General features: G+C 39.8%; 22 protein-coding genes. 7 read left to right on the forward strand and 15 right to left on the reverse strand.

What is annotated here, in order from left to right:
• The first annotated feature begins 166 nt into the window (after positions 1–166).
• From J0A69_RS01025 to J0A69_RS01040, 4 genes are read left to right on the forward strand one after another with little or no spacing between them, the layout of a single operon-like run.
• Positions 167–571 (forward strand): hypothetical protein, encoded by a 405-nt coding sequence (locus J0A69_RS01025; RefSeq protein ID WP_206584648.1) that lies wholly within the window; start codon positions 167–169, stop codon positions 569–571.
• Positions 564–2,414, forward strand: a complete 1,851-nt coding sequence (mutL, locus tag J0A69_RS01030) for a DNA mismatch repair endonuclease MutL (RefSeq protein WP_206584649.1) — start codon at positions 564–566, stop codon at positions 2,412–2,414. Before J0A69_RS01025 ends, mutL begins: the two co-directional genes overlap by 8 nt.
• 1 nt (position 2,415) lies before the next feature.
• Positions 2,416–3,207, forward strand: a complete 792-nt coding sequence (locus J0A69_RS01035; protein WP_206584650.1) for a rhomboid family intramembrane serine protease — start codon at positions 2,416–2,418, stop codon at positions 3,205–3,207.
• Between the two features lie 3 nt (positions 3,208–3,210).
• A complete protein-coding gene (locus J0A69_RS01040) occupies positions 3,211–4,137 on the forward strand; it encodes a rhomboid family protein (RefSeq protein WP_206584651.1) in 927 nt (308 codons plus the stop codon).
• A 3-nt stretch (positions 4,138–4,140) separates the two neighbouring features.
• On the opposite strand, the gene J0A69_RS01045 is transcribed toward J0A69_RS01040, so the two are convergent.
• Both J0A69_RS01045 and rlmN read right to left on the reverse strand, forming a co-directional pair.
• The gene (locus tag J0A69_RS01045) at positions 4,141–4,611 is read right to left on the reverse strand and encodes an outer membrane beta-barrel protein (RefSeq protein ID WP_206584652.1); all 471 of its coding nucleotides are present in this window, start codon (positions 4,609–4,611) and stop codon (positions 4,141–4,143) included.
• Positions 4,612–4,673: 62 nt separating this feature from the next.
• The gene (rlmN, locus tag J0A69_RS01050; RefSeq protein WP_206584653.1) at positions 4,674–5,732 is read right to left on the reverse strand and encodes a 23S rRNA (adenine(2503)-C(2))-methyltransferase RlmN; all 1,059 of its coding nucleotides are present in this window, start codon (positions 5,730–5,732) and stop codon (positions 4,674–4,676) included.
• 126 nt (positions 5,733–5,858) lie between these two features.
• Here rlmN and J0A69_RS01055 point away from each other — a divergent pair, with 126 nt between their 5' ends.
• Positions 5,859–6,779, forward strand: coding sequence for a carbon-nitrogen hydrolase family protein (locus tag J0A69_RS01055; RefSeq protein WP_206584654.1), 921 nt, complete (start codon positions 5,859–5,861; stop codon positions 6,777–6,779).
• Between the two features lie 128 nt (positions 6,780–6,907).
• Positions 6,908–8,131: a permease gene (locus tag J0A69_RS01060; protein ID WP_206584655.1), complete on the forward strand. Its 1,224-nt coding sequence runs from the start codon at positions 6,908–6,910 to the stop codon at positions 8,129–8,131.
• 2 nt (positions 8,132–8,133) lie between these two features.
• Here J0A69_RS01060 and J0A69_RS01065 read toward each other — a convergent pair whose 3' ends face one another.
• From J0A69_RS01065 to J0A69_RS01085, 5 genes are all read right to left on the reverse strand, one after another.
• Positions 8,134–9,714 carry a M1 family metallopeptidase gene (locus tag J0A69_RS01065; protein WP_206584656.1) on the reverse strand — a complete coding sequence of 527 codons (1,581 nt, stop codon included), beginning with the start codon at positions 9,712–9,714 and terminating at the stop codon, positions 8,134–8,136.
• A gap of 57 nt (positions 9,715–9,771) precedes the next feature.
• Positions 9,772–10,272: a GNAT family N-acetyltransferase gene (locus J0A69_RS01070; protein ID WP_206584657.1), complete on the reverse strand. Its 501-nt coding sequence runs from the start codon at positions 10,270–10,272 to the stop codon at positions 9,772–9,774.
• A 41-nt stretch (positions 10,273–10,313) separates the two neighbouring features.
• The gene (locus J0A69_RS01075; protein ID WP_206584658.1) at positions 10,314–10,751 is read right to left on the reverse strand and encodes a UPF0158 family protein; all 438 of its coding nucleotides are present in this window, start codon (positions 10,749–10,751) and stop codon (positions 10,314–10,316) included.
• A gap of 100 nt (positions 10,752–10,851) precedes the next feature.
• Positions 10,852–11,502, reverse strand: coding sequence for an alpha/beta hydrolase (locus J0A69_RS01080; protein ID WP_236032566.1), 651 nt, complete (start codon positions 11,500–11,502; stop codon positions 10,852–10,854).
• Positions 11,495–11,977, reverse strand: a complete 483-nt coding sequence (locus J0A69_RS01085; protein WP_206584659.1) for a cytidine deaminase — start codon at positions 11,975–11,977, stop codon at positions 11,495–11,497. Before J0A69_RS01085 ends, J0A69_RS01080 begins: the two co-directional genes overlap by 8 nt.
• A 114-nt stretch (positions 11,978–12,091) precedes the next feature.
• On the opposite strand from J0A69_RS01085, the gene J0A69_RS01090 reads away from it, so the two are divergent.
• The gene (locus J0A69_RS01090) at positions 12,092–13,441 is read left to right on the forward strand and encodes a saccharopine dehydrogenase C-terminal domain-containing protein (RefSeq protein ID WP_206584660.1); all 1,350 of its coding nucleotides are present in this window, start codon (positions 12,092–12,094) and stop codon (positions 13,439–13,441) included.
• On the opposite strand, the gene J0A69_RS01095 is transcribed toward J0A69_RS01090, so the two are convergent.
• The 8 genes from J0A69_RS01095 to hemH all read right to left on the reverse strand — a co-directional run bounded on the left by J0A69_RS01095 (position 13,438) and on the right by hemH (position 23,306).
• Positions 13,438–14,484: a DUF4249 domain-containing protein gene (locus tag J0A69_RS01095; protein ID WP_236032568.1), complete on the reverse strand. Its 1,047-nt coding sequence runs from the start codon at positions 14,482–14,484 to the stop codon at positions 13,438–13,440. The two genes, J0A69_RS01090 and J0A69_RS01095, sit on opposite strands and share 4 nt — an antisense overlap.
• 22 nt (positions 14,485–14,506) lie before the next feature.
• Positions 14,507–15,571: a DUF4249 domain-containing protein gene (locus J0A69_RS01100; RefSeq protein WP_206584662.1), complete on the reverse strand. Its 1,065-nt coding sequence runs from the start codon at positions 15,569–15,571 to the stop codon at positions 14,507–14,509.
• Positions 15,572–15,575: 4 nt separating this feature from the next.
• A complete protein-coding gene (locus J0A69_RS01105) occupies positions 15,576–17,975 on the reverse strand; it encodes a TonB-dependent receptor (RefSeq protein ID WP_206584663.1) in 2,400 nt (799 codons plus the stop codon).
• A 9-nt stretch (positions 17,976–17,984) separates the two neighbouring features.
• Entirely contained in the window at positions 17,985–19,442 is a 1,458-nt protein-coding gene (locus J0A69_RS01110) for an IPT/TIG domain-containing protein (protein ID WP_206584664.1), read from the reverse strand.
• Between the two features lie 236 nt (positions 19,443–19,678).
• The gene (locus J0A69_RS01115; protein WP_206584665.1) at positions 19,679–20,386 is read right to left on the reverse strand and encodes a tRNA1(Val) (adenine(37)-N6)-methyltransferase; all 708 of its coding nucleotides are present in this window, start codon (positions 20,384–20,386) and stop codon (positions 19,679–19,681) included.
• Complete coding sequence (locus J0A69_RS01120; RefSeq protein WP_206584666.1) at positions 20,386–20,988, reverse strand: DUF2179 domain-containing protein; 603 nt, start codon at positions 20,986–20,988, stop codon at positions 20,386–20,388. The genes J0A69_RS01115 and J0A69_RS01120 overlap by 1 nt, the downstream gene beginning before the upstream one ends.
• 81 nt (positions 20,989–21,069) lie before the next feature.
• The gene (locus tag J0A69_RS01125; RefSeq protein ID WP_317194845.1) at positions 21,070–22,179 is read right to left on the reverse strand and encodes a CynX/NimT family MFS transporter; all 1,110 of its coding nucleotides are present in this window, start codon (positions 22,177–22,179) and stop codon (positions 21,070–21,072) included.
• Positions 22,180–22,277: 98 nt separating this feature from the next.
• Positions 22,278–23,306 carry a ferrochelatase gene (gene hemH / locus J0A69_RS01130; protein WP_206584668.1) on the reverse strand — a complete coding sequence of 343 codons (1,029 nt, stop codon included), beginning with the start codon at positions 23,304–23,306 and terminating at the stop codon, positions 22,278–22,280.
• Positions 23,307–23,375: the final 69 nt, after the last annotated feature.

Genomic DNA, 23,375 nt, shown 5'->3' on the forward strand with positions numbered 1-23,375 from the left:
TAATTAGTGGAACTAAAGGATAATTGAAGATATAAAAGTTCGAGCAACATTAACCGCTTTTTAGGGTTTAAATCGCTAGAAATTTGATATCCGGTCTTTGATTAGGAACTTAAACCCAAACTGAGCCTTTACCCTAACGTAAAGTTTCATCAAAATATACATTGCCATGAAATTTCCATCCGTATTCCGTACTGCCAGCCCTATGCGATTTGACATCAAACCGAGGTATTATGATCCGATTAAGGAGGAAATAGACCAGAGGACATCGAGGATCAAACAGGAGCTTAAAGCTGAAGGATTACTTACTTCAGAAGAACTGGATGGTGACAAAAGGTTCCAATCTGGCATCAGGGGAGCATTTGCCCAGCACAGAGGGATCAAAGAACGCAGTAGCAATCCTTTTACATCGGTAGCAATGATTCGTTCTTTCATCTTTTTCATCCTTTTGGGAGGACTGGGAGGTTACATTTATTTGGGTCCGGTAATTTTCGAATACATCCTTTACTTTACAGGAATAGTAGCTGGGATTTATTTTTTCTTCAGGCTAAAACCAAAAAGTAAAGATGAGTGACATCATTCAGCTCTTACCTGATGCCATCGCCAATCAGATTGCAGCGGGTGAGGTTGTGCAAAGACCTGCTTCTGCGCTAAAAGAATTATTGGAAAATTCGGTGGATTCAGGAGCAACTCAGATCCAAGTCATCGTCAAAGAAGCTGGCAAACAGCTGATTCAAGTAATTGATAATGGGAAAGGAATGTCCGGAACTGATGCCCGCATGAGTTTCGAAAGACATGCCACTTCCAAAATCAGGACAAGCAGCGACCTTTTCTCCATTCGGACCTTCGGGTTCAGAGGAGAAGCTTTGGCATCCATTGCTGCTGTGGCACAAGTGGAATTGAAAACCAAACAAGCTGATTCAGATTTGGGAACTTTGATCCAGATAGAAGGATCTGAGGTAAAAAAACAAGAACCAGTTGCAGCACCCAATGGGACATCTGTGTCCATGAAAAATTTATTTTTCAACGTTCCTGCACGAAGAAATTTCCTAAAGTCCAACCCAGTGGAAATGCGCCATATGGTGGACGAATTCCAGCGTGTGGCCCTTTCCTATCCAGAAATTTCTTTTTCCTTATATCAACAAGATTTAGAGGTCTACAACCTTCCTTCAGGAAAGTTGAGCCAGCGAATCGTGGGAATTTTTGGTAAAAACTACCAAGGTCAGCTCGTTCCCTGTGAAGAAATTACTCCTCATATCAACGTAAAAGGCTATATCGGCAAACCTGAACACGCTAAAAAAACACGAGGAGAGCAGTTTTTCTTCGTCAACAATAGATTTATCAAAAGCAGCTACTTGAACCATGCGGTTTCAAATGCTTTTGAAGGATTGATTCAATCCGATCAGCATCCTTTTTATGTGCTTTTCTTGGAAATCGATCCAGCCCATATCGACATCAACGTACATCCCACTAAAACCGAAATCAAATTTGATGACGAGCGAACAGTATATGCCGTGGTAAGATCTGCCGTAAAGCAGGCTTTGGGAGCGCATCATGTCGTACCATCTCTTGACTTTTCTTTTGATGTGAATTTTACAGATAACTGGACTAAGGATCCGGATAAAAAAGATCAGGTAGACCGAGAATACAGCTACAAAAGCTATAATACCCCTGAATTCAAAAAATCAAACACTTCTGGATGGGAGCGGCTTTTTGAAGCCAATAACTCTTCACCAAGCCCATCTGCCAAACGTGAAATCCCAGACGAAGACACGGAAATACTCACCTTCCCAAGTCGAGCTACACCAGAAGAAAATCGGGATTACATTCCTAGAAATCCAGATACTGAATCCACAGGCACCACCTTTCAGGTTGAGTTATCCTACATAGTTGCTCAATTATCTACAGGAATGTTGATTTTAGATCAGCAGATTGCGCATGAAAGAATCTTGTACGAGCGATACATCAAGCAATTGAATTCTGCTCAAGGTCCTTCCCAGCAATGCCTTTTTCCTCCTACCCTTCAATTAGGAGCGTCAGATTTTGCCTTGGTGATGGACATTTTACCAGAGCTGCATAGTTTGGGCTTTATGGTTTCAGAATTCGGTAAAGACACCATCATTATTCAGGGCGTTCCGGCTGATGTGCAATCCAAAAGTGAAAAGGAATTATTTGAGGGATTGCTAGAGCAATACAAAAACTTCAAGAGCGAACTCTCACTTGATAACAGGGAAAATTTAGCTCGTTCACTAGCCAGAAAATCTTCCTTAAAAAGAGGACAAAAATTAACATCCCAAGAGATGGAAACCCTCGTTGGGCAATTATTTGCTTGTCAAAACCCAAATTATGGGCTTTCGGGGAACAAAACCTTCGTAAAATTGGATTTATCCAGCATCCACTCCTTCTTCGGAAAATAGTATGTTTAGAAATATCACACCTGTAGTTCAGAATCTATTAATCATCAACGTGGTCCTTTTCCTGGTTTCAGGATTTTTGTTTCCACAGTTGGGAGATATGTTTGCCTTGTACTACATCAACAGCCCTTATTTCCAGCCTTTCCAGTTTCTGACTTACATGTTTATGCATGCTGGGTTTTGGCACTTGTTCAGTAACATGTTGGGCTTGGTTGTCTTTGGACCTCTTTTGGAACAATTTCTTGGCCCCAAAAAACTTTTGATTCTGTGGATGGTTTGCGGCGTGGGCTCCGGCGTTTTGTATTCGGCTTATACCTCATACAAAATGAATTCGCTTCAAACTAAAGTGGCAGCCTTTCAGGCTGACCCAGACCCAGAAGCATTCAACAAATTAGTGATTGAAAATCGAGGCTTTTTTGATAGAGCCATTTTTGATTTTGTGGATGACTACAGCAGAAACCCGAATGATCAGGTAAAAATCAGCAGGGCAAGCCAAACCTTGGATGCTATTCTTGATATTCAGGGCAATATACCTATGGTTGGTGCATCCGGGGCATTGTTTGGGATTTTGATTGCCTTTGCCATGCTTTTCCCCAATACGCAGTTATTCCTGCTCTTTCCTCCAATGCCTGTCAAAGCAAAATATTTAGTGCTTTTCTATGGACTTTACACGATTTACAACGTACTGGTAAATAATCCTACGGACAATGTCGCCCATTTTGCCCACCTTGGAGGTTTAATAATCGGCGGAGTTTTGGTTTACTTCTGGAAAAAAGACAGAAACTGTTTCTATTAAATTATGTACGGGAATTTTTGGGAAAATCTTCGGAATGCCTTCTGGCATGACAACAACAGTCTCTACAAACTGCTAGCCATCAATATTCTGGTATTCATGGTGGTTTTGGTAGCAAGAGTAATGCTGACCATCACAGGCTTTGGAGATATTTATGCTGCAGGTATATCTCATTTGATGATGCCTGCCTCCCTTTCTAAATTGGCTACCCAACCTTGGGCTATTTTTTCTTATATGTTTCTACACGAGGGGATCTTTCACATCCTCTTCAACATGCTTTTTCTATTCTGGTTTGGTCAATTGGTTCACCAGTTTTTGGGAAGTAGAAAATTGGCCAATCTGTACATTCTCGGTGGAGTTGCAGGAGCCTTGTTTTATGTCCTGATTTATAACTTGGCACCCTATTTCCGTGGATCGGTAGATAGTTCTTTGATGTTGGGAGCAAGTGCAGGCGTTTTTGCAGTTGTTGTGGGAGCGGCCACTTTAAGCCCAAATACCACCTTTTTTCTGATCCTACTTGGACCGGTAAAAATCAAATACATCGCCATTTTCTATGTAGTACTATCTTTTGCCAAATCTGCTGGAGCAAATGCAGGTGGAGAACTTGCGCATTTGGGTGGAGCTCTGCTAGGCTACTTGTATATTATTGAGCTGCGAAGAGGAGTAGATTGGGGAGCTCCAGTTCAGAAAGTCGGAATATTCTTTGAGAATTTATTAAGCAAAAGACAAAAGGTTAATGTGTCCTATCGCAAACCAAAATCTTCTGGTGGATATAAACCATTTTCAAAGGCAGCCGATACAAAACCCGCTATTAAATCAAGTGATGCTTCTCAGGAAGAAATCGATGTGATTCTTGACAAGATTGCAGAGAAAGGCTACGAGGCCCTTTCCAAAGAAGAGAAAAGAAAGCTTTTTGAATTCAGCAAAAAGTAAAAATCATAAAGGAAATGCCAGTCCAAATCTAAATCCTGCCTCGCTGGGTGATTGGCTTTGCACTTTGAATTCCGTGCTTAATCCTACCCAATCAGTCATTCGGATATAAGCTCCAACTCCCACGTTTGCTCCTTTGATATTTCTTTTGGTGCCTGCCCCATCTGGATTGTTGTTTTCCCAGTTCTGACTGTATCCAGCCATAAAATAGAGTTGGGAGGCTCCTGTGGAAATATAATAGCGTAAGTCTGCACTGAAATTGCTCATTTTACCAACGTTCGGAAAAATCTTCGTGTAACTCGGCATGATGGCAAAATTGTCTACGAAAAAATATTCAATTCCTCCACCGACTCCAAAATACTTATATCTCAAGCCATAAGTTCCTAAAAGATGGGCTCTGCTATCTCCTTGCACCTGGGCTGAAGCAAAGTCAGAAAAAGCAAAACAAACAAACAGCAAAACAATTACTTTTTTCATAAGCTGGAGATTAAGATTTAAAAAGATAAATGGCTTTTTGCAGGATTCAAAACCTGACTTTATTAAATCGCTGCTACTTCATTTTTATTAGCCAACTGACCACAGGCAGCATCAATATCCTGTCCTCTGGATCTTCTGACTTTTGCGATAATCCCCTGACTTTCCAAAACCTTTACATACATGTCCACAGCCTCTTGTTTGGCCTGCCGGAATTCCCCTTCGTCAATCGGATTGTACTGGATGATATTCACTTTTGAAGGAATGATTTTACAGAATTTTGCCAAAGCTTTTGCATGGCGTTCATCATCATTCACACCATCCCAAATCACATACTCATAAGTTACTTTTCGACCAGTCTTCTGATACCAATATTTCAAGGACTCACCCAATTCCTCGATAGGATTTGAATCGTTGATCGGCATCAAACGGGAACGCGTCTCATTGATAGCTGAATGAAGGGAAACTGCCAAGTTAAACTTGACCTCGTCATCAGCCATTTTTCGGATCATTTTTGTGACGCCTACGGTAGACAAAGTAATTCTTCTAGCTGCCATTCCTAGTCCCTCAGGAGAGGTAATCTTATCAATGGCAGCAATCACATTGGCATAGTTGAGCAAGGGCTCGCCCATTCCCATGAATACAATATTGGTCAAAGGCCGCTGAAAATAAGTTTCAGCTTCTTCCTTGATTGCTACTACCTGATCATAGATTTCGTCAGGGTTCAAATTTCGCATGCGTTTCAATCTGGCAGTCGCACAAAAATTACAATCCAAGCTACAACCTACTTGGGAAGAAACACAAGCAGTAATTCGCTTACTGGTGGGAATTAAAACAGACTCAACGATTTTATCATCATATAGCTTAACAGCATTTTTAATGGTCCCATCGTTTGAATGCTGCATCAAGTCCACGCGGATATGATTGATTGAAAAATGCGTTTTCAGCATTTCCCTTGTACCCAAAGAGATATTGCTCATATCATCAAAATTCTTCAATGATTTGTGCCATAGCCATTCATAAACCTGTTTGGCTCGAAACTTCTTTTCCCCATGTGAAAGAAAAAACTCTTCCAGTTCAGGGAGGCTAAGTTTACGAATGTCTCTTTTCTGAATTTCTTCCATGCCGCAATTTAGGTATAATGACTGGAAAATAGGATTTATCCTTTCTCCGCCATGAGTTCGCAAATTAACAAGAACTTGTAGAGCCTTTGTTCCTGACTTTGTAAATTGATTTCAAAATCAGCATTTATGAAACTCAAGGTTTGTTTGATCCAGGATAGCCCGGTTTTCTTTGACAAAGAAAAAACAATGCAAAAAGTCGAAGAACTATGCATTATTCATGCGAAAGCAGGGAACCAGCTATTGGTTTTTCCTGAATCTTTTATTCCTGGCTATCCCAGAGGATTTACTTTCGGTGCCAAAATCGGAAGTCGAAGTGAAGCAGGTCGAGATCTTTATTTGGAATATTATCAAAACAGCTTTGAATTAGGAACTGCCGATCAGGAAAGGTTGGAAAGACTTTGTCGGGATTTAAAAATCTATTTGGTAATCGGTGTGACAGAGCGGTACTGCAAAAACGGGAGTTTGTATTGCTCTATGTTATATTTTTCACCGAAAGGATTACTCGGTGTTCATCGTAAAATCAAACCTACTGGCACGGAGCGTTTGATCTGGGCTGAAGACTCAGGTAAATCCCTCGTCAGTTTTGATACCAAAATAGGCAAACTGGGTGGACTGATCTGTTGGGAAAACTATATGCCCCTTGCCAGAATGGCCATGTATCAACAAGGAGTGGAAATCTACATTGCCCCGACAGCAGATGCCCGGAAAAACTGGACAGCCACCATGCAGCATATTGCTTTAGAAGGAAGGTGCTTTGTCTTGGGGTGCAATCAATATTTCAAAAAATCCATGTACCCAGAGAGATTTCAAGAAGAAGTTTCAGAAGAGCCTGAGGAAATATGTAATGGTGGAACAGTCATAATATCACCGATGGGAGAAATTCTAGCAGGTCCATTGTTCGGAGAAGCTGGGGCTGTTTCCTATGAGATTGATTTAGATCAGATAATAAAAAGCAAATTGGATTTTGATCCTATCGGGCATTATGGAAGAGATGACATCTTTCAATTCCATGTTTTGGGGCAACCCAAAATAAAAAAAGAAGAATAACCAAAGCGTACACAAAGTCTCAAATTGGGGAATTCTTGTTTTTTGGAAGAGTTTTCTATTGTCCTTAAGTAGCTTTTTGGCCTTTGCATCATATTTGAGGCGCTTGCAATGGACGAGAAGAATGAAACATGAGCGAATTTTTAAAAAACTGGGGAGAAGCGGCGAATACAAGTTTTGGATTTTTTTGGATGGCTTTATGGGCTTTTTCACTGGGCTACCTCATCAGTAGCATGATTCAGGTTTTTGTAACAGAAAAAAAAATGCAGCAGTTGATGGGAGACAAAGAAGGCAAAGGAATTTTGCTCGGAACCATCTTTGGCTTTATCAGTAGCTCATGTAGTTTTTCTGCGCTGGCCACTACCAAATCCCTTTTTAAAAAAGGTGCAAGTTTTATCTCGTCAATTGCATTTTTACTTGCCTCCACCAACTTGGTAATTGAATTAGGAATCATCATTTCCATATTTCTAGGATGGCAATTTGTAGTGGGAGAATATGCAGGCGCTGTTTTACTCATTTTGATCAGTTGGCTTTTGATTAGAATCATAAAGCCAAAAAAACTGATTGAATCAGCTCGAAAAAACCTGTCAGAAGGAGAAATGGGAATGGGTGAAATGGGCACCTCCGATCAGGAAACCCTGAACTCCGAGAAAAGCTGGGCCAAAGTAGGTCGTCAATTTGGAATGGAGTGGAAAATGGTCTGGAAAGATGTGACCATAGGATTCACTATTGCGGGGATCGTGGCAGCTATAGTTCCTGATTCATTTTTCCAAACGCTATTTATCAATAGCGGTCAAGGAAATACAGACTATTCATTTCTGGAAATTCTGGAACATATTATTGTCGGACCAGTCGCTGCTTTTTTGACTTTCATCGGCTCGATGGGAAATATCCCATTAGCTGCACTTCTCTTTGGCAAAGGAGTAAGTTTTGCCGGTGTCATGGCTTTTATTTTCAGTGATTTGGTTGTATTCCCAGTTCTTCGAATCAATGCCAAATATTACGGCTGGAAAATGGCCTTGTTTATACTCTTACTGCTTCTTTCTGCATTAGTTATCACTTCCTTGGTACTTCATTACTCCTTTGATTTTATTGGAATTCTACCTGACCCATCACAGGTCAAAATGGAAAATGAATCTTTTTTCAAAATCAATTACACTTTCTTCCTGAACATAGCATTTGCAATAGGATCCGCATTTTTGATTTGGCTTGGATACGGTAAGTATCAAAAAATGAAATACATGAAGGAAATGGCTCCTAAAAGTAAGACTCTGGAGACTGTTCTGAAGTATGTCGCTTTCCTTTGCTATGTTTGGCTGATCGGCGGAATGGCCGTTCATCTATTCATTGGGTAAGGCTACTTATGATTAAGCATTAACCAACCTTTTGGGTCTACTTTCAATTCAAACAAACTAGGTACAAAAGTAGGTTTTGAACCTAAACTGATTTTTTCTAGGCCATTAGAAGTTTGAATTTCTACCGGAATCTTAAAACCTATTCCTTTCAAGCTCACCAAATAACCTGATTTTCCTTTCTTCTTGATGTTAACTTCTGGGATCTCAGTAGTTTTTAAATAATAATTCAAAAATTCACTCAGGTCCTGGCTCGTATAAGCGTTCACAAAATCAATAAAATCCTGGGTTGTCACTTGATTTTGATAGGTAAATCTTTCGTCGTTATTGAAAGCTTTTAGCATCGGAAAAAAGACCTCATCCCCAAGAACACCTCTCAGACCATGGACCACAGCCGCCCCTTTGGAATAAATTTCTCCATGATAAGCTTCTTCCTCAGTACTATTTGGTGGACTTACAACTGGTTTTGCGTGTGGAATGGATTGAATCACAGACGCTGCCTGATTAAAATAGGCCTCCGAACCTCCATGTTCTTCAAAAAACAACCAATCTCCAAAGGCAGTAAATCCCTCGTGAATCCACATATCTGCCCAATCCCCAACTGACATTTTATTCCCAAACCATTCATGTCCAAGTTCATGATGGAGTAGCCAATCATACTGCACTTTTCCCATTGGTACAAACTGGAAATTATTCCCATAAGCATTGATTGTCTGGTGCTCCATTCCCAGATAGGGAGTTTCGACCACGGCGATTTTATCATTTGGGAAAGGGAACGCCCCAAAATATTTTTCATGGGTAGCTGTACTGACTTTTAATACCTCTAAAAGTGCTTCAGCTTTTAAACGATCCTCCTGCAGCACAAAAACCTGCATCATAATATCTTGTCCTGAAATGGATCTAAAAAGAGTATGCGCTTCATGAAATACTCCCAATGTAAAATTGACACCATAATTATTGATGTGATAATCTGTAGCCCAATGATAGGTTACCAAATCACCCTCTTCTATCTTTTCCAAAAGTCTCCCATTCGCAGCAACGAAATAGGGCTTTTCAACAGTAAAGAATAAATCCACTCCTTGACTAGGCTCGCTAGAAGGATGATCCAATGCAGGCATAAAAATCTTTGCTCCTTCTCCTTGGGAGGAAAGTCCCATCCAATGGTTTTCCAAAAGATCAATCTCCCAAGTAAAACCTCCAGTCCAAGGTGGATTCAAAGCTATTGGAGTGACACCTCCATAAAAAATCTCCACTGAATTGCATGTGCAATCAATAGGTAGAATATCCAAGAGATCGTTTTGGTGTACAAATGACACCTCTTGCCCATTCATCAGTACCTTTTCTACCTGATATTCATCGATTAAATTAAGTCTAAGTGTATCGAGTTTTTCTGCAGCTTCAAAAGTCACCAGGTTCTTGCCCTGAATAGATTTTGTATTGGGTATGATTTGTAAAGACAACTCATAGTGCAAAACCTTAAATTTTTCCTGCAAAGGATCCATAGGACCACCCCAATCCCAGTTTTGAGCGAAAACGGTATTCAGCAAGTTGCAGCAAAAGAAGGCGAGAAGGATGATTCTTTTCATAGATTAAAGGTAGGCGATCAGAGATACTTATCGTGTTTTATGTTTAAGATCAAGTCTCTATTTTGTATTCAGCCGATACAAAACTTCCAGCATTGGAAATCCAAAGTTCTCAGTCATTTCTTCAGAAATTCTGACAAATCCATTTCGCTCATACAGACTTACCGCTGGATCCAAACCGGAAGTCGTATACAGGTAGGCTTCTTGGTAGTGTTTTTCGTTGAAAAAATCCATCCACTCCTGCATGAGTTTCTTTCCAAGGCCTAACCCTCTGAATTCCTTCTCAAGTATAAAATATCGCAATTGGGCCTGGTTATTTGATCGATGCATCAGCAATAAAAAACCAACCATCCTACCGCCTGATTCAACCACCCAAACACGATCCAATTCTGGATTGTAATCATGATAAAATTCCACCAAACTCTTCATCACATAAGCTTCAAAACCGATCGGAAAGCCATGTTCCTCCCCATAAATTTTCCCATGCAGAAAAGCTACTTGACCCAGATCTCCAGCTTTTAGATAATTGCGGATAGAAATTTGATTCGCCTGAAATTCCATAAATCTTCAATAAAAAAACCGCCCTTCCAGGCGGTTTGAATTTAGTCTTCGGAATAGTTAAAGCTATCCACTTGTTCTTTTACCCAGTCCAGGTATTTCGAATTTTTATATTCATACCATTCGCCTTTGTATTTGGAATCGTCAATCAGGAATTTAAAACCAGTAGCTGCTTTGGGTTTACTCAAAGCATTTACCAAGTCTTCTGCCAAGACTTTTTCCTTCACTTTTCTATCAATAAAATCCTGCATCATCTGATGTTCTTGAGCAGGTTCCATTTTTGTGAATTCGGCGAAATTGTCAGGATTTTCTTCTATTTCATCTAGAATATCCTCTTCCTCCTCGGTAAGGTCATAGTTGAAATAATCTTCATCATCAGGCATATGATGTATCTTCTTTTTATCGATTTGGTAGAAGACAACATTGCCTTTCAGCAATTGGGCGGAAATTAATCCCACCTCTTTTTCAGTAAGCGAAAACATGAATGAGTTACAAAATTTTTGGAAAAATAGTGAATGTCAGATTTGCATCAAATTGTTTTTAATCAAGCAATTGAAAAGGATTGAAAATAATTCTTTCTATTTACTTAAAAAGGCCCCTTAAGACCTCAGAATCAATAAAATGACCTCCAGAAAAGTTAAGTATTTCTGGAACTTTGCCAAAAGATTTTATGAAATCTTCTTGTTTTTTGAGCCTTTCCGGCGTCAAAAACTCATCTTGGTCTCCCAACACGATAGTCATGGTGGTATTTTCGAATCTTTTTCGGCTTTCTTCGATGTTTAAATCATGGGCAAAACCTCCTGCCCAAAGGATCAATTGATCAATTTCTCCTGTCCAGCGGCTTGCCCATCGAGTGGCAGTGGCCGCTCCCTGAGAAAAGCCCAAAACATTTACTTTTGGTGAATTTTTATACGCTTCTAAAAACCCCTCGACCAATTTGTCCAAGTATCTATGGTTGTTTTCGATAGCCAATTCACGATCATGACTGGTCATCCAATTGGCTCCCACTCTTCCATGAAAATCTTTCAGGTAGGAATAATTCGTTCCTTCCGGGGCTAAAAAAATCCTTTGTTCACTATCAAAAGGTAAAAACTTCCGGATGAAGAATTCTGTCAACTGCCCATAGCCATGAAAGAGAATCCAAACTTCAGATTCTTCAAAATTAGGTTCATGTGAAATGGAATAAACTGCTTCGAAATTAAACTGAATACGCTTTTTCAAATTTTCAGCCATTTAAGTCATCAAATTTAAACGGTAAAATAGAAGCCACTCCGGGCACCTTGATCACATGGCCATCGGGTTTTAAAATCAGCAATTCGATCGATTGATTGAATCTCATTTCTGTCTCGCTGATAGTTTGTCTGCAAAGTCCACATGGTGAAACAGATGCCCATTCCTCCTCCCCTGATCTCTGGGCAACTATAGCCATTTTTTTGACAGGGCTATTAGGGAAATTGGCGCCTGCAAAGCCCAACAAAAGTCTTTCGGCACAAACTCCTACAGGAAAACTCACATTCTCTTGGTTACTAGACTGAAGAATTTCCCCTGAATTCAAAAGTAATGCGGCTCCTACATGAAATTTGGAATAGGGAGCATAAGCATCTTTTGAGATAGACTTTGCACGATCAATCAAGGTTTGCTCCACTTCGGATAACTCATCCCAGGTACATTCCTCAATTTCGGTTTCGATTTTTAATTTCTTGCTCATGATAGTTATGGAGCTTTCCTAACGTCCAAAGTACTGATTTGTTCCAATTTTCCGCCATCTCCTTTTGAGACTTAAAATTATTAATCAATTTAGATCAGCGAATTCTTGAAGACTATGCAGACTATTTTGATCCTCGGAGGAGGTAAATCCTCCACTTTTTTAATTGATTACCTAGTTGATACATGTTTGTCCAAATCACGCAAAGTGTTATTGGCAGATTTAGACTTGGAACTCGCAAAATCAAAGCTAAACGAAAGAAAAAACACGGAAGCCAAATCGCTGAATATCGAAAGTGAGCAGGAACGTGAAAAGCTGATTTCAGAAGCAGATCTGGTTGTTTCTATGCTTCCTGCATTCCTTCATCCAATCGTGGCAAAAACCTGTTTGGAACTCGGAAAGCACTTTTTTTCTGCCTCCTATGAGTCAGATGAAATGAAAAGCCTGAAATCAGAAATTGAATCTAAAGGGCTCTTTTTCCTTAATGAATGCGGACTTGATCCTGGTATTGATCACATGTCCGCAATGAAAATAATCCATGAGGCAAAAGATAAGGGGGATGAAATTTTGTCTTTTAAATCTTATTGTGGTGGTCTTTTGGCTCCGATGAGTGAAGACAATCCTTGGAAATATAAATTCACCTGGAATCCCAGAAATGTTGTTCTGGCAGGTCAAGGTGTTTCAAGGTATATTGAAAAGGGCGACTTGAAATTTGTCCCTTATCATCAAGTTTTCAAAAGAACAGAAACACTACACTTTGATCGCTTAGGGGATTTTGATGGGTATCCAAATAGGGATTCACTCAACTATCGAAAAGTTTATGGCTTGGAAAACATCCAGACCATGCTGCGAGGAACCTTACGAAGAGCGGGTTTTTGTAAAGCTTGGGATGTTTTTGTTCAACTAGGGTTAACTGACAATTCCTTTGAAATGGAACTGCCAGAAGGAAGTTCATTAAAGAATTTTTTAAACACTTTCCTTCCATTCAATCAAGATTTATCCGTTGAGGAAAAATTGGCTGAGGCAATTCCAACCATGGATTTTCCGACTTTTGAAAAGATCCAATGGCTGGGATTCTTTGGTAATAGAAAGCTTCCAAAAACAAAAGGGAGTCCAGCTGCGATCTTACAGGCTATTCTTGAGGAAGATTGGGCTTTATATCCTGAAGATATTGACATGATCGTCATGCAGCATCTTTTTGAAATCAAAAGTGCTACATCAATCAAAAAAATCACTTCAAGCTTGGTTTGCTTTGGCGAGGATTCAGTCTATACCGCTATGGCAAAAACCGTAGGACTTCCACTTGCTATTGCAGTAGATCTCTTTTTGGATAAAAAAATCAGATTAAAAGGTCTATATGTGCCTGTACTTCCTGAAATCTACGAACCCATTCTTTCTGAACTCTCAGCTCGAGGAATACACTTTGTAGATAAAGAAGAAATCCTAACTGGAACAGGCTCCAATTAAGGATTCCAATCAAACGGAGGATTGATAGAAGAATCTTCCACTACCCTGCAATCGTCTGCGATGATTTTCCTCGGCTGTCTAAAATCTAAGTCAGCCCCATTGATATAGATTCTTTCTTTGACCTCTCCAGCCGCCATAAAGAATCCCAAAACAGTTTCATCGGGATTGTCCAGACTAATCATATTGCCACGGATATTGGCAGGCGGCGGATCAAAAACAGAACCGCTTAACTCTGATTGTTGCTTTACCAACCTTAGGAATCTATACGCTTCCTGAGATATACTGAATTGGGAAATATCAATTCTGAAAGTATTGACAAACCGTAGCCCATTGTCCAAAACAAACCCTGCTGGCAACCGAGTACTTAATCCATTGAAATTATCATCCTGAGCAATGAATATTGCAGTATTGCTGGTTTTCTCTGTTTTATAACATACTTCACAGCAATCCTTTGGTGCAGGAGCACGGCTTGGAGGTGGTTCGGTATAGAGGTCTGGCCTTGTTTCTAATACATGAACAGACTCACCCTTTTTCCAAAAATAAAAATTGTTTTCATCTGCAGGATCCTTTAAATCCACCAAGAATTGTACCCCTGAATCCTCATTGATTTCACCCTCTACAGGGATCCGCTCTACTTGATAAGAAAGATTATCTATGGGAGGTACAGCACTTAATTTCTCAGGAAGAGAGGTATAAACTTTTCCATCTGACAATTGAATCTGCAAAGTGTAAGACCTTCCAACTTCACCTGAAAATGAAGCAGGAGTCAGATAATTCCCTCTATTTTCATTGTCCTCGGTCAGAAATATAACCTTTCCTGTGTCGTCCCGCACAATGACTGTAGCACCTGCCACCGGCCTAATCAATCCTTCAAAAACACTTCCATAAGTATCACTTCGGGTGAGTTTGATGTTATGTGGACCTAGTTGATCAGTAATGATACCCTCAATTGTCAGCAACTGCAATCCTTCCTCTACCGTAACTTCGTAGGGATCTATGCAGCTGGCTAACGCTAAGATTATGATGAAAATATATTTTTTCAAAAATTCTGTTTTAGGCATTTAATCAGGGATTCCAATCTGCCGGTGGATTCAATTGCGAGCCCTCAATCACCCTACAATCGTCCGGGATAATGGTTACTGGCTGTCTAAAATCAAGTTGATTTCCGTCAATATAAACGGTCTTTCGAGTTTCTCCAGCTGCTAGAAAATACCCTAACACCACTTCTTCTGGATTATCCAGACTGATCATATTACCTCTGATATTTGCAGGAGGTGGATCAAAAACAGAACCTGAGATTTCCACTTGCTGCTTTACCAATCTCAAAAATCGATAAGCATCTTGCGATATACTTAACTGTGATAGAACTGTTCGGTAGGTTTCTACAAATCGATTTCCATCATCCTCAATAAACCCTGCAGGAATTTTAGTACTCAAGCCATTAAAATTGTCATCCTGCGCAAGATAAATTCCTTGATTCCCCAATAACTCTGTTCTAAAGCAAGTGATACAGCAGTCTTTTGGTTGAGGATCACGGCTCGGATTTGTTTCAGAAGGACGAGGGGTAAAAAGATCAGGCCTGGTCTTCAAGACGTAGGTCGATTCTCCAGTTCTATAATAATAGAAATTATTCTGGTCAGATGGATCGTCAATTTCAGCTATCAATTGCACCCCAGATCTTTCATTTATTTCGCCCTCCACTGCAATTTTCAAAACATCCACAGAAATATTCTTAAGCTCTGGACCAGATTCCACCCGCTCTGGAAAGGAGGTATATACTTTTCCATCAACCAGTTGGATTTGCAAAGTATAAGCTCTTCCTATTTCTGCAGAAAAATTTGCAGGGGTATAATAAACTCCTCTATCTTCCGCGTCCTCGCTCAGAAAAGTGACTTTCCCCAAGTCATCCCTTACAATAACCGTAGCATTTGACACTGGTCGGATCAATCCTTCAAACACGCTTCCATAGGTATCACTTCTAGTCAATTTAATACTATGAGGACCTGGAGCTGAAGAGATAAATCCATCAACAGTAAGCAATTGAGCACCCTCTTCAATTTCAGCAGAATAGGGCTCAATACAGGCCGCCAAAAGAAATAATAGAATTACGTAGTAATATTTTCTCAGCATCTTCTTAGAACTTAATTGAATAACTGATACTTGGTAATGGAACTCCCAAAACTGCCAACTTCAAGGCCTGAGGCGGTGCTCCTAACTCATCCACAAAGAACAAGGAGAATGGGTTTTTCCTACCATACACATTCAGAATAGAGAAGGTCCAATCGCCATCATAGAATTTGCCTTTACCCTTCAGTTTAAAATTGACTGCTAAATCCAATCTATGGAAATCAGGTAGGCGCTGTTCGTTTCTTCTGTCAAAATACGCAAGGCTATTTCCAGAATAGTCAAATTTCGCTTCTGGGAAAGTAACCGGACGACCAGTGCTATATCCGAAAGTTGCTGACACGGAAGTATTGGTACTCACCTTATAATTACCAATTAAAGTCACGTCATGTGGCTTATCAAAATTGGAAGCATACCATTCTCCATCATTGATTATTTCCTCTTCGAATGGAGTAATAACCTGTCTTAAGCTTCTTGAGTAAGTATAGGAAACCCAACCAGTAAGACGTCCCAAATTCTTTTTGACATATAGCTCTATCCCGTAAGCTCTGCCATTGGCTGGGACAAGTTCCGTTTCGATATGGTTTTGAAGGATCAGGTTTGCTCCGTCTTTGTATTCCACCACATTTTGGATGTCTTTGTAGTAAACCTCAACGGATGTTTCAAAAATATTCCCCTTGAAATTGTTGTAAAAACCTAAAGAAATCTGATCCACGATTTGTGGTTTCAGGTAATTATCACTCAACTTCCAAATATCGGTTGGTGCAATTGTGGCTGTGTTTGAAATCAAATGAATGAATTGGTACATTTTATTGTATCCAACTTTAATAGAGCTGCTTTTGGAAAAGGAATATCGAAGAGATCCTCTTGGGCCTAAACCATTATAAGATTCAATTTTTTCACCATCAGCATAGGTGGTTTCACTGATAGCAGAACCATCTGAAATAGGTTCGTTTTCAGCATATTGTCTTACCACTCGCGGACCATAGTAGTTGTACATGTCATATCTTAAACCATAAGACATCCCGAATTTTTCCCCGATTTCAAATTCATGCTGAAAGTGAACCCCTGATTCTCTACCCAATTCATCCTGTACTTTCTTCGGTAAAATTCCAGACTCTTGACCTTGAGAAGGAATCAATTCCCCTGGCTGCAATTTGACCTGCTTAATATCAGCTCCAAAAGTAATTTTATTGGTTTCACTGAACAGGTAATACATATAAGCTTTCACTCCGAAATCCTGTATTCCAGAATTCAGATCAAAATCATTGATTCCCGATCTATTGAAAATACTGTAATCATATTGGGTGTAATAGCCTAAGGCTTCAATACCCATTTTTGTGTTAAATCTGCTTTTCCACTGAAGTGAATGGCTGTTATTTTTCCAGGAAATGGTTGTATCTGAGGCAAAAGCAAAGTCATCGTAAGAGGTGTAATAACTGTAGGTAAACTCTGTGTTTTCAGAAACTGGGGCAGAGATCACCAAATTACCATCATAGAAATTAGCTTGAGAATTTTTCAAATCCGGATTGCTCAAGGCTCCCAAGAACCAATTGATATAAGATCCCCTGAAACCTCCACGGATGGAAACTTTTTCCTTAACAAGTGGACCATTGAATCCGACTTTTCCAGAAAAATTACTCAACATCAAATCACCACCCCATCGATCGATCGAACCGGCTTTTGGTAAAATATCCAAAATACTGGAGCCTCTCCCACCGAATCTTGCAGGAATAACAGATTTGTACAAAGTAACATCGTTAACAGCATCCGCATTGAAGGATGTGAAAAGTCCGAAAAGGTGTGTTGGATTATAAATTGGAGCACCTGCAAACTGTATCAGATTTTGATCTGCTCCTCCCCCTCTGACATTCAAACCTGCTGCTGCTTCACCCACTTGGCTCACTCCTGGAAGTGTCGCCATGGACCGGATGATATCTACTTCTCCTAAAAATGGGGGCAATTCACGCATGGTATTCATGCTCAATGTAATCGCTCCCATATCGGTAGATCGGATGTTTTTCTCAGGATCTCTTCCGTAAATCACCACATCATCCAATTGAAAATCTTCTTGGATCATCCTTATTGCAATCCTTCCATCGCCAACGGCAGTAATTGGATAGATTATAGTTTCGTAGCCTACATACCTAAATTGGAGATTGTACTCTGCCCTTTCCAAAGTCAATTCAAAGGCACCATTATTATCAGTGATCCTATTAATATTTAACTCAGGAACTGTGACAGTGGCTCCAACCAATGCATCTCCTGTGATCTCATCAGTAATCCTTCCACTGATTTTGATCCCCTTTAATTGACCAATATCCCGTCCAACTACTTCGCGCTTGACTTCCGTTTGCGCGAAGCTCCAATGACTGGCTAGTATAAATAGAACTAGTAAAAGTTTTTTCATATTCAGAGATTATAGTCCATTTGGATCAAACTTGTAAAGATTCATAGGGAAACTACCAGCTATTGTAATGTCAGGCATTCTCATAATATATAGGAAGCCATCTTTTTCAAAATGAGCCACAGTTATATCTTGTGCCGTTCTAGGAATATCATTTTTTGATATCCATGTCATGGTGTTCAGATTTAACTCCCACAAATCAGTCGTTCTTCTATATAAACCAACATAGGCTTTGTCCCCAATGACTTGCCCCATTCCATACCCTTGGCCTAGGTTACCTGGGTAAGTGGAAACAGAATTCCATTGCCCAGAACTCACATCATACTTCCAAAGAATCGCCTCGGAATCCACCACATAAAAATTTCCTTCGTATACGAAATTTGCATTGGTTGCTGAAAACTCGACTGGACTTTCAGGAAGATTTTGCCAAGCCTTAGTGGATGGATTATATTTTCTTAATGCTAAAGGGTTTCCTTCTTTACTACCCAAAACGTATAAACTTCCATTGGACTCAAAAGCAATTGATTCTCTACTTTCAAATGGTAAATCCGGAAGCCTTTCAAAACCCCCTCCGTTTATTCTCCAGAAAGACTGATTAATTGTATAGGGATTGGGAGTAAGCGCTGCAGTTCCTCCTCCGATATAATTATTTGTAAAAAATGCAAATGACCTTGAACTTCCTGGAAATGAAACTTCTTTCCATGATTTAGAGCCTAAATCAAACTGCTGAAACTTTGAATAAAAACTATTTTTTGAAACGGTCCCAAGCCCAATAATTAGACCATTGGAGGCATTATAAAAAACATTATCGTAGATTCTAACTGATTCAGGGAATTTAGAAATCAGTTCATAAGTACCTATTTGATATTCAAAGGAAGTAGGGAATTCTAGGGTTTTGTCTTGAACTACCACCCTTATTGGAACAGATACATTGCTAGCACTAGGAATTGTAACCTTAATTCTAGATTCAAAATCCAGAGAATTTATAACTGCTTCATTTTCTCCAAAAAACACTTTTGTGTCAGCTGTGAAGTTTTGACCGATTATATCTAAGGTTTGACCAACAGCTCCGAATGTAGGAGAGAAACTTTCCAAAACTGGACCAAGTGTGTTCAATTGAATTACGTTTCCAAACTGGATCTCTCCTCCTAGATCCATAAACGTCTTCGCGAAATAGCTCTTGGAATTTGTCAACCCGTTTGCCTCCCCGATGAATCTACCAGGACCATCCTTAGGACCAAGAGAAATTATAATTGGCGAAGCAAAAGCCTCATCTTCCGAAAGATAAAAACCATGATCGGCAACAGTGATTGTTTGATTTGTTATTAAGCGACCAAGAAGTCTGACATTTTCGGCACTTGTGTAAAGCACCTCTTCTGTAACCAAAACAGTTGTTTCGGATTCTTCTTCAGTACAAGCCCATCCCAAAAAAAGCACAATTAAAATGCTCAGAGATAGAAGTTTTCGCATGAGTTTTTTCTTGTAATAAATTTATTAACCAAAAATATAGAAATACTGATCACAAACAATTTTTAGCTGGAATCAAATTCTAAAAATTCGGAATTGAAAGGTCAAAAATTACTGATTTCACAATGAAAAAGTGTTTTAATTGAAAAATATGGGTCAAAAGCAGATAATTAATATCAAATTTTTGCACCTTTTTTTAACCTTAGGGTATTTAAAAAATCAAAACCTCGGAAACTCAATCAGAACCCCAAAAGGAATCCAGAAACGACGGAACTATAGGATTCATGCGGGGATCCATCTGGGTTTTTGATGATGATTTCTGAGACAAATAGCTCTTTTGAATGAAAGGAAAAAGAACATATCATACGAAGTATTTTCTTTTCTTGCCGATCGCGGATCAGATATTTCCTGTTCAAAAAGAAGGATTCTTTGGCAGCTACTTTCTCAAAATCCATCATTTGCCTTTCCGGTAAAATCACCCAAAATTCTCCATCTCTTTCCAATAACTTGGATGCGGAAATCACTAAATCTTCAAATGACAATTCATCCGTATGAAGTGCCTGATTCCGCTGTTGATCCTGAGATTTGAGGTGATGTGGAAAATAAGGGGGATTACTGACGATTAGATTAAAAAGATCAGGGGAAGAAAAGTCCTGAAACTTCCCTCTCCAAATACTCAATTGTTTGGCAAAGACACTTTCCTCAAAATTATCCTTTGCTTGATCTGCTGCCTCTTGATCCAGCTCAACTGCTGTTATCTGCGCCTCGTCAAAACGTTGGGCTAACATCAAGGCAATCACACCTGTTCCTGTACCAACATCAAGAATCATTTTTGGATTTTCAGCTGTCGCTAATCCTCCCAACAAAACCGCATCTGTGCTGATTTTCATGGCACATCGGTCCTGATTGATCCGAAATTGCTGAAATTGAAACCAGCTATTTGCCATCAGGTTCTGGCTTTGCTAAAAAAGCTCATATTAAAGCGTGGCTTATCATCCATCACATTCAATTCATCCTCTGAAACCCGCTTCACGCTTTCTATTGTATAAAAGGCCTTCTCATCCAGGCTTTTCACTTTTTCTATGAATTTTGCCAAGGCCTCTCTTTTCATCACTGTAAAGGTCAACTGAACTTTGCCATACCTTCCTTCCGCTCCTACATTGGTAAATCTAAAGTCTTCATTTTTCATGTATTCCATGAGCTCAGGGTTTGGCTTAGGAGTGATAATTCGTACTAAAACTCGACCTAACGCTAATTTTTCTTCAAAATACATCCCAACGTAAGTTCCTGTTCCAAAACCTGCAGCATAGGCGACATAAGACATGGGATTATTGATATTCTGAAAAATCTGCCCGATGGCCAACAACCAAATTAATGCCTCAAAAAACCCAAGAAACGGAGCAATATTCTTTTTCCCATTCATCATAAACATGATTCGAAGGGTATTGATCGAAACATCGCCAACACGTGCACAAAAAATCAAAAGCGGCATTATCAGATAGTTGAATAAATTTTCTGAAATCCCCAGTGAAAGCATGAAATCTTGCATTTTTTTCGGTTTTGGTTGTCCAGGCAAAATTACATGGTAATCCTCCATAAAAGAAGGAAAGAAGAGGATATTGGCAAATACTTAGATCTTCCTGTCTCTACCTGCGGCCATCCCAAATCCAGTGAACAATACGGAGAAAAAGACCAAAAACCAGATTAAAATATTCCAGGAACCGAAAAGGTCCAAAGAAATGCCAAAAAGCATGGGACCCAAGGCGGCTAAATAATATCCAGAAGATTGAACCATTGCCGATAATTTGGCTGTAGTCTGATCTTCTGAAGTCCGCAATGAAATCAAAGTATAGGCAATACTTAAACTTGCTCCCATACCAAGTCCAATAATAGTCAGGGACAAATAGGTGATCCATTCGGTCTCGAAAAAGAGCCCAAGAAATCCAAAAATATAGGCTATACCTACAATCAGAACAACTCCTGATTGTTGTCTGAGTCTGATCAAAACCGAAGGTGCAAAATAAGACCCTATTAAAGAAACCAGCTGCATGATGGATGAAACAGCTCCGGCTTCTACTGGCGACCAACCTCTAGCTACCAACATATCTGGCAACCAAGCTGTCAGTGTGAAATACATTACGGATTGGCAACCCATAAAAATCGTTATTTGCCAAGCCAATTTTGATTTCCAGACGTTTTTTGCTGGTTTGGATTGAGTGTCCATTCCTGCTTTTGGACGACTTAGTTGAGGAATCCAGATAAGTAATGCCAAAACCATGAAGATTGCCCAAAAGGCTAAGGAGCCTCTCCAACCGAAATTCAAATCAACAGCGATTGGTACGGAAGTTCCAGCAGCAATAGCAGCAAATAAAGACATCATTGTTGCCAATAAAGCTGTCATTAATCCCAGCTTTTGGGGCAGTCGAACTTTAATTAAAGGGATCAATAGGACATTCGCGATCACTATTCCTATCCCAGTCATAGCTGTCCCAAGCAACAACAATTCAATTCCTCCTACTACACGAAGTATGACTCCAGCGGTCAAAATAGAAATGCCTAAAAAAACGGCTCTTCCCATTCCCATTTTCTTTCCGATAGCCGGAGCAAAAAGGGAAAAAGTAGCAAAGGTTAATAAGGGTAAAGTTGTCAGGAATCCGGCCAGCCCATTTGATAATCCTAAATCCTCACGAATAAATGGAATCAAAGGCCCAACGGAGGCTATTGAAGTCCTCAAATTAATGGAAATCAATAAGATCCCTGTAATTAAGAGAGACTGGGAAGATGGAGATTTTATCAAGATCGGAATTGAAAACTGGAGATGGAATATATAAAATTATCTCAAGCTCTAGACTCGACAAGCTCTTTTACGCATGCCACCCAAGTATCTCCTGAATTCAAGCTTGGTACCAAATCCCAATGCTCTCCTCCCATTTCCTCGAATTGCTCTTTGTATTCTTGGCCTACCTCGACAGTGGTTTCCAAGCAATCTGCCACAAAAGCAGGAGAGAAAACAAGAACTTTCTTAACTCCTTCAGAAGCCAGTTTTTTGATCATATCCTCTGTGTAAGGTTGGATCCAAGGATCTTTACCAAGTCGGGATTGAAAGCAGGTCATTACTTTATCCTCTGGCAAACCTAGCTTTGCAGCAATAAGTCTGGTCGTTTGGAAGCATTGTGCCCGGTAACAAAACTGATTAGATGGGCCATATTTATTACAGCATGCACCCAACTGACAGTAATTATCAACCGACCCTTTTCTGATCTGGCGCTCTGGCAATCCATGGTATGAAAAAAGGAATCGATCGTATTCTTGTTTTTCCATCATTTCCTTGCCAAGCTCTTCCCAAGCTTTAAGGAACAGAGGATGATCAATAAAATTGCTGATAAAGGAAATTTCAGGGATGATCTGCCATCTTTTCACAATTTCCATCACCTTGTCAATCACTGATCCATTGGTTGCAGAGGCGTACTGCGGAAAAAGTGGCAAGACAATAATCTTCTTGACCTTTGCCTTCATCAATTCTTCCAAAGCTGATTCTATAGACGGGCTTTGATAGCGCATCCCCATGGTAACAACAAACTGGGTTGGATCTAAGACCTTTTCCACTTTGGCTTTTAAATCTTCGGTATGAAAAAGTAGAGGAGAACCTCTGTCCGTCCAAAGTTTGCGATACTCTCCGGCTGATTTTGGGGATCTGAAAGGAGCTATAATGAGATTGACCAATAACCATCGCGGAAAGGAAGGAATGTCAATCACTCTTCCGTCCATAAGAAATTCGCGAAGATATTTTCGTACATCCCCAGTAGCGGTACTATCGGGAGTTCCCAAATTCACCAGCAGGACGCCGGTTTTTCCGGATTTGATCATTTTCTTTTGATTGTGGGTAATTCCAAAGACAACCCAAAATTACATCCCTTTGTTAACTTAAGCCAATTG

The organism is Algoriphagus pacificus, from assembly GCF_017254845.1.
Lineage (GTDB): Bacteria > Bacteroidota > Bacteroidia > Cytophagales > Cyclobacteriaceae > Algoriphagus > Algoriphagus pacificus.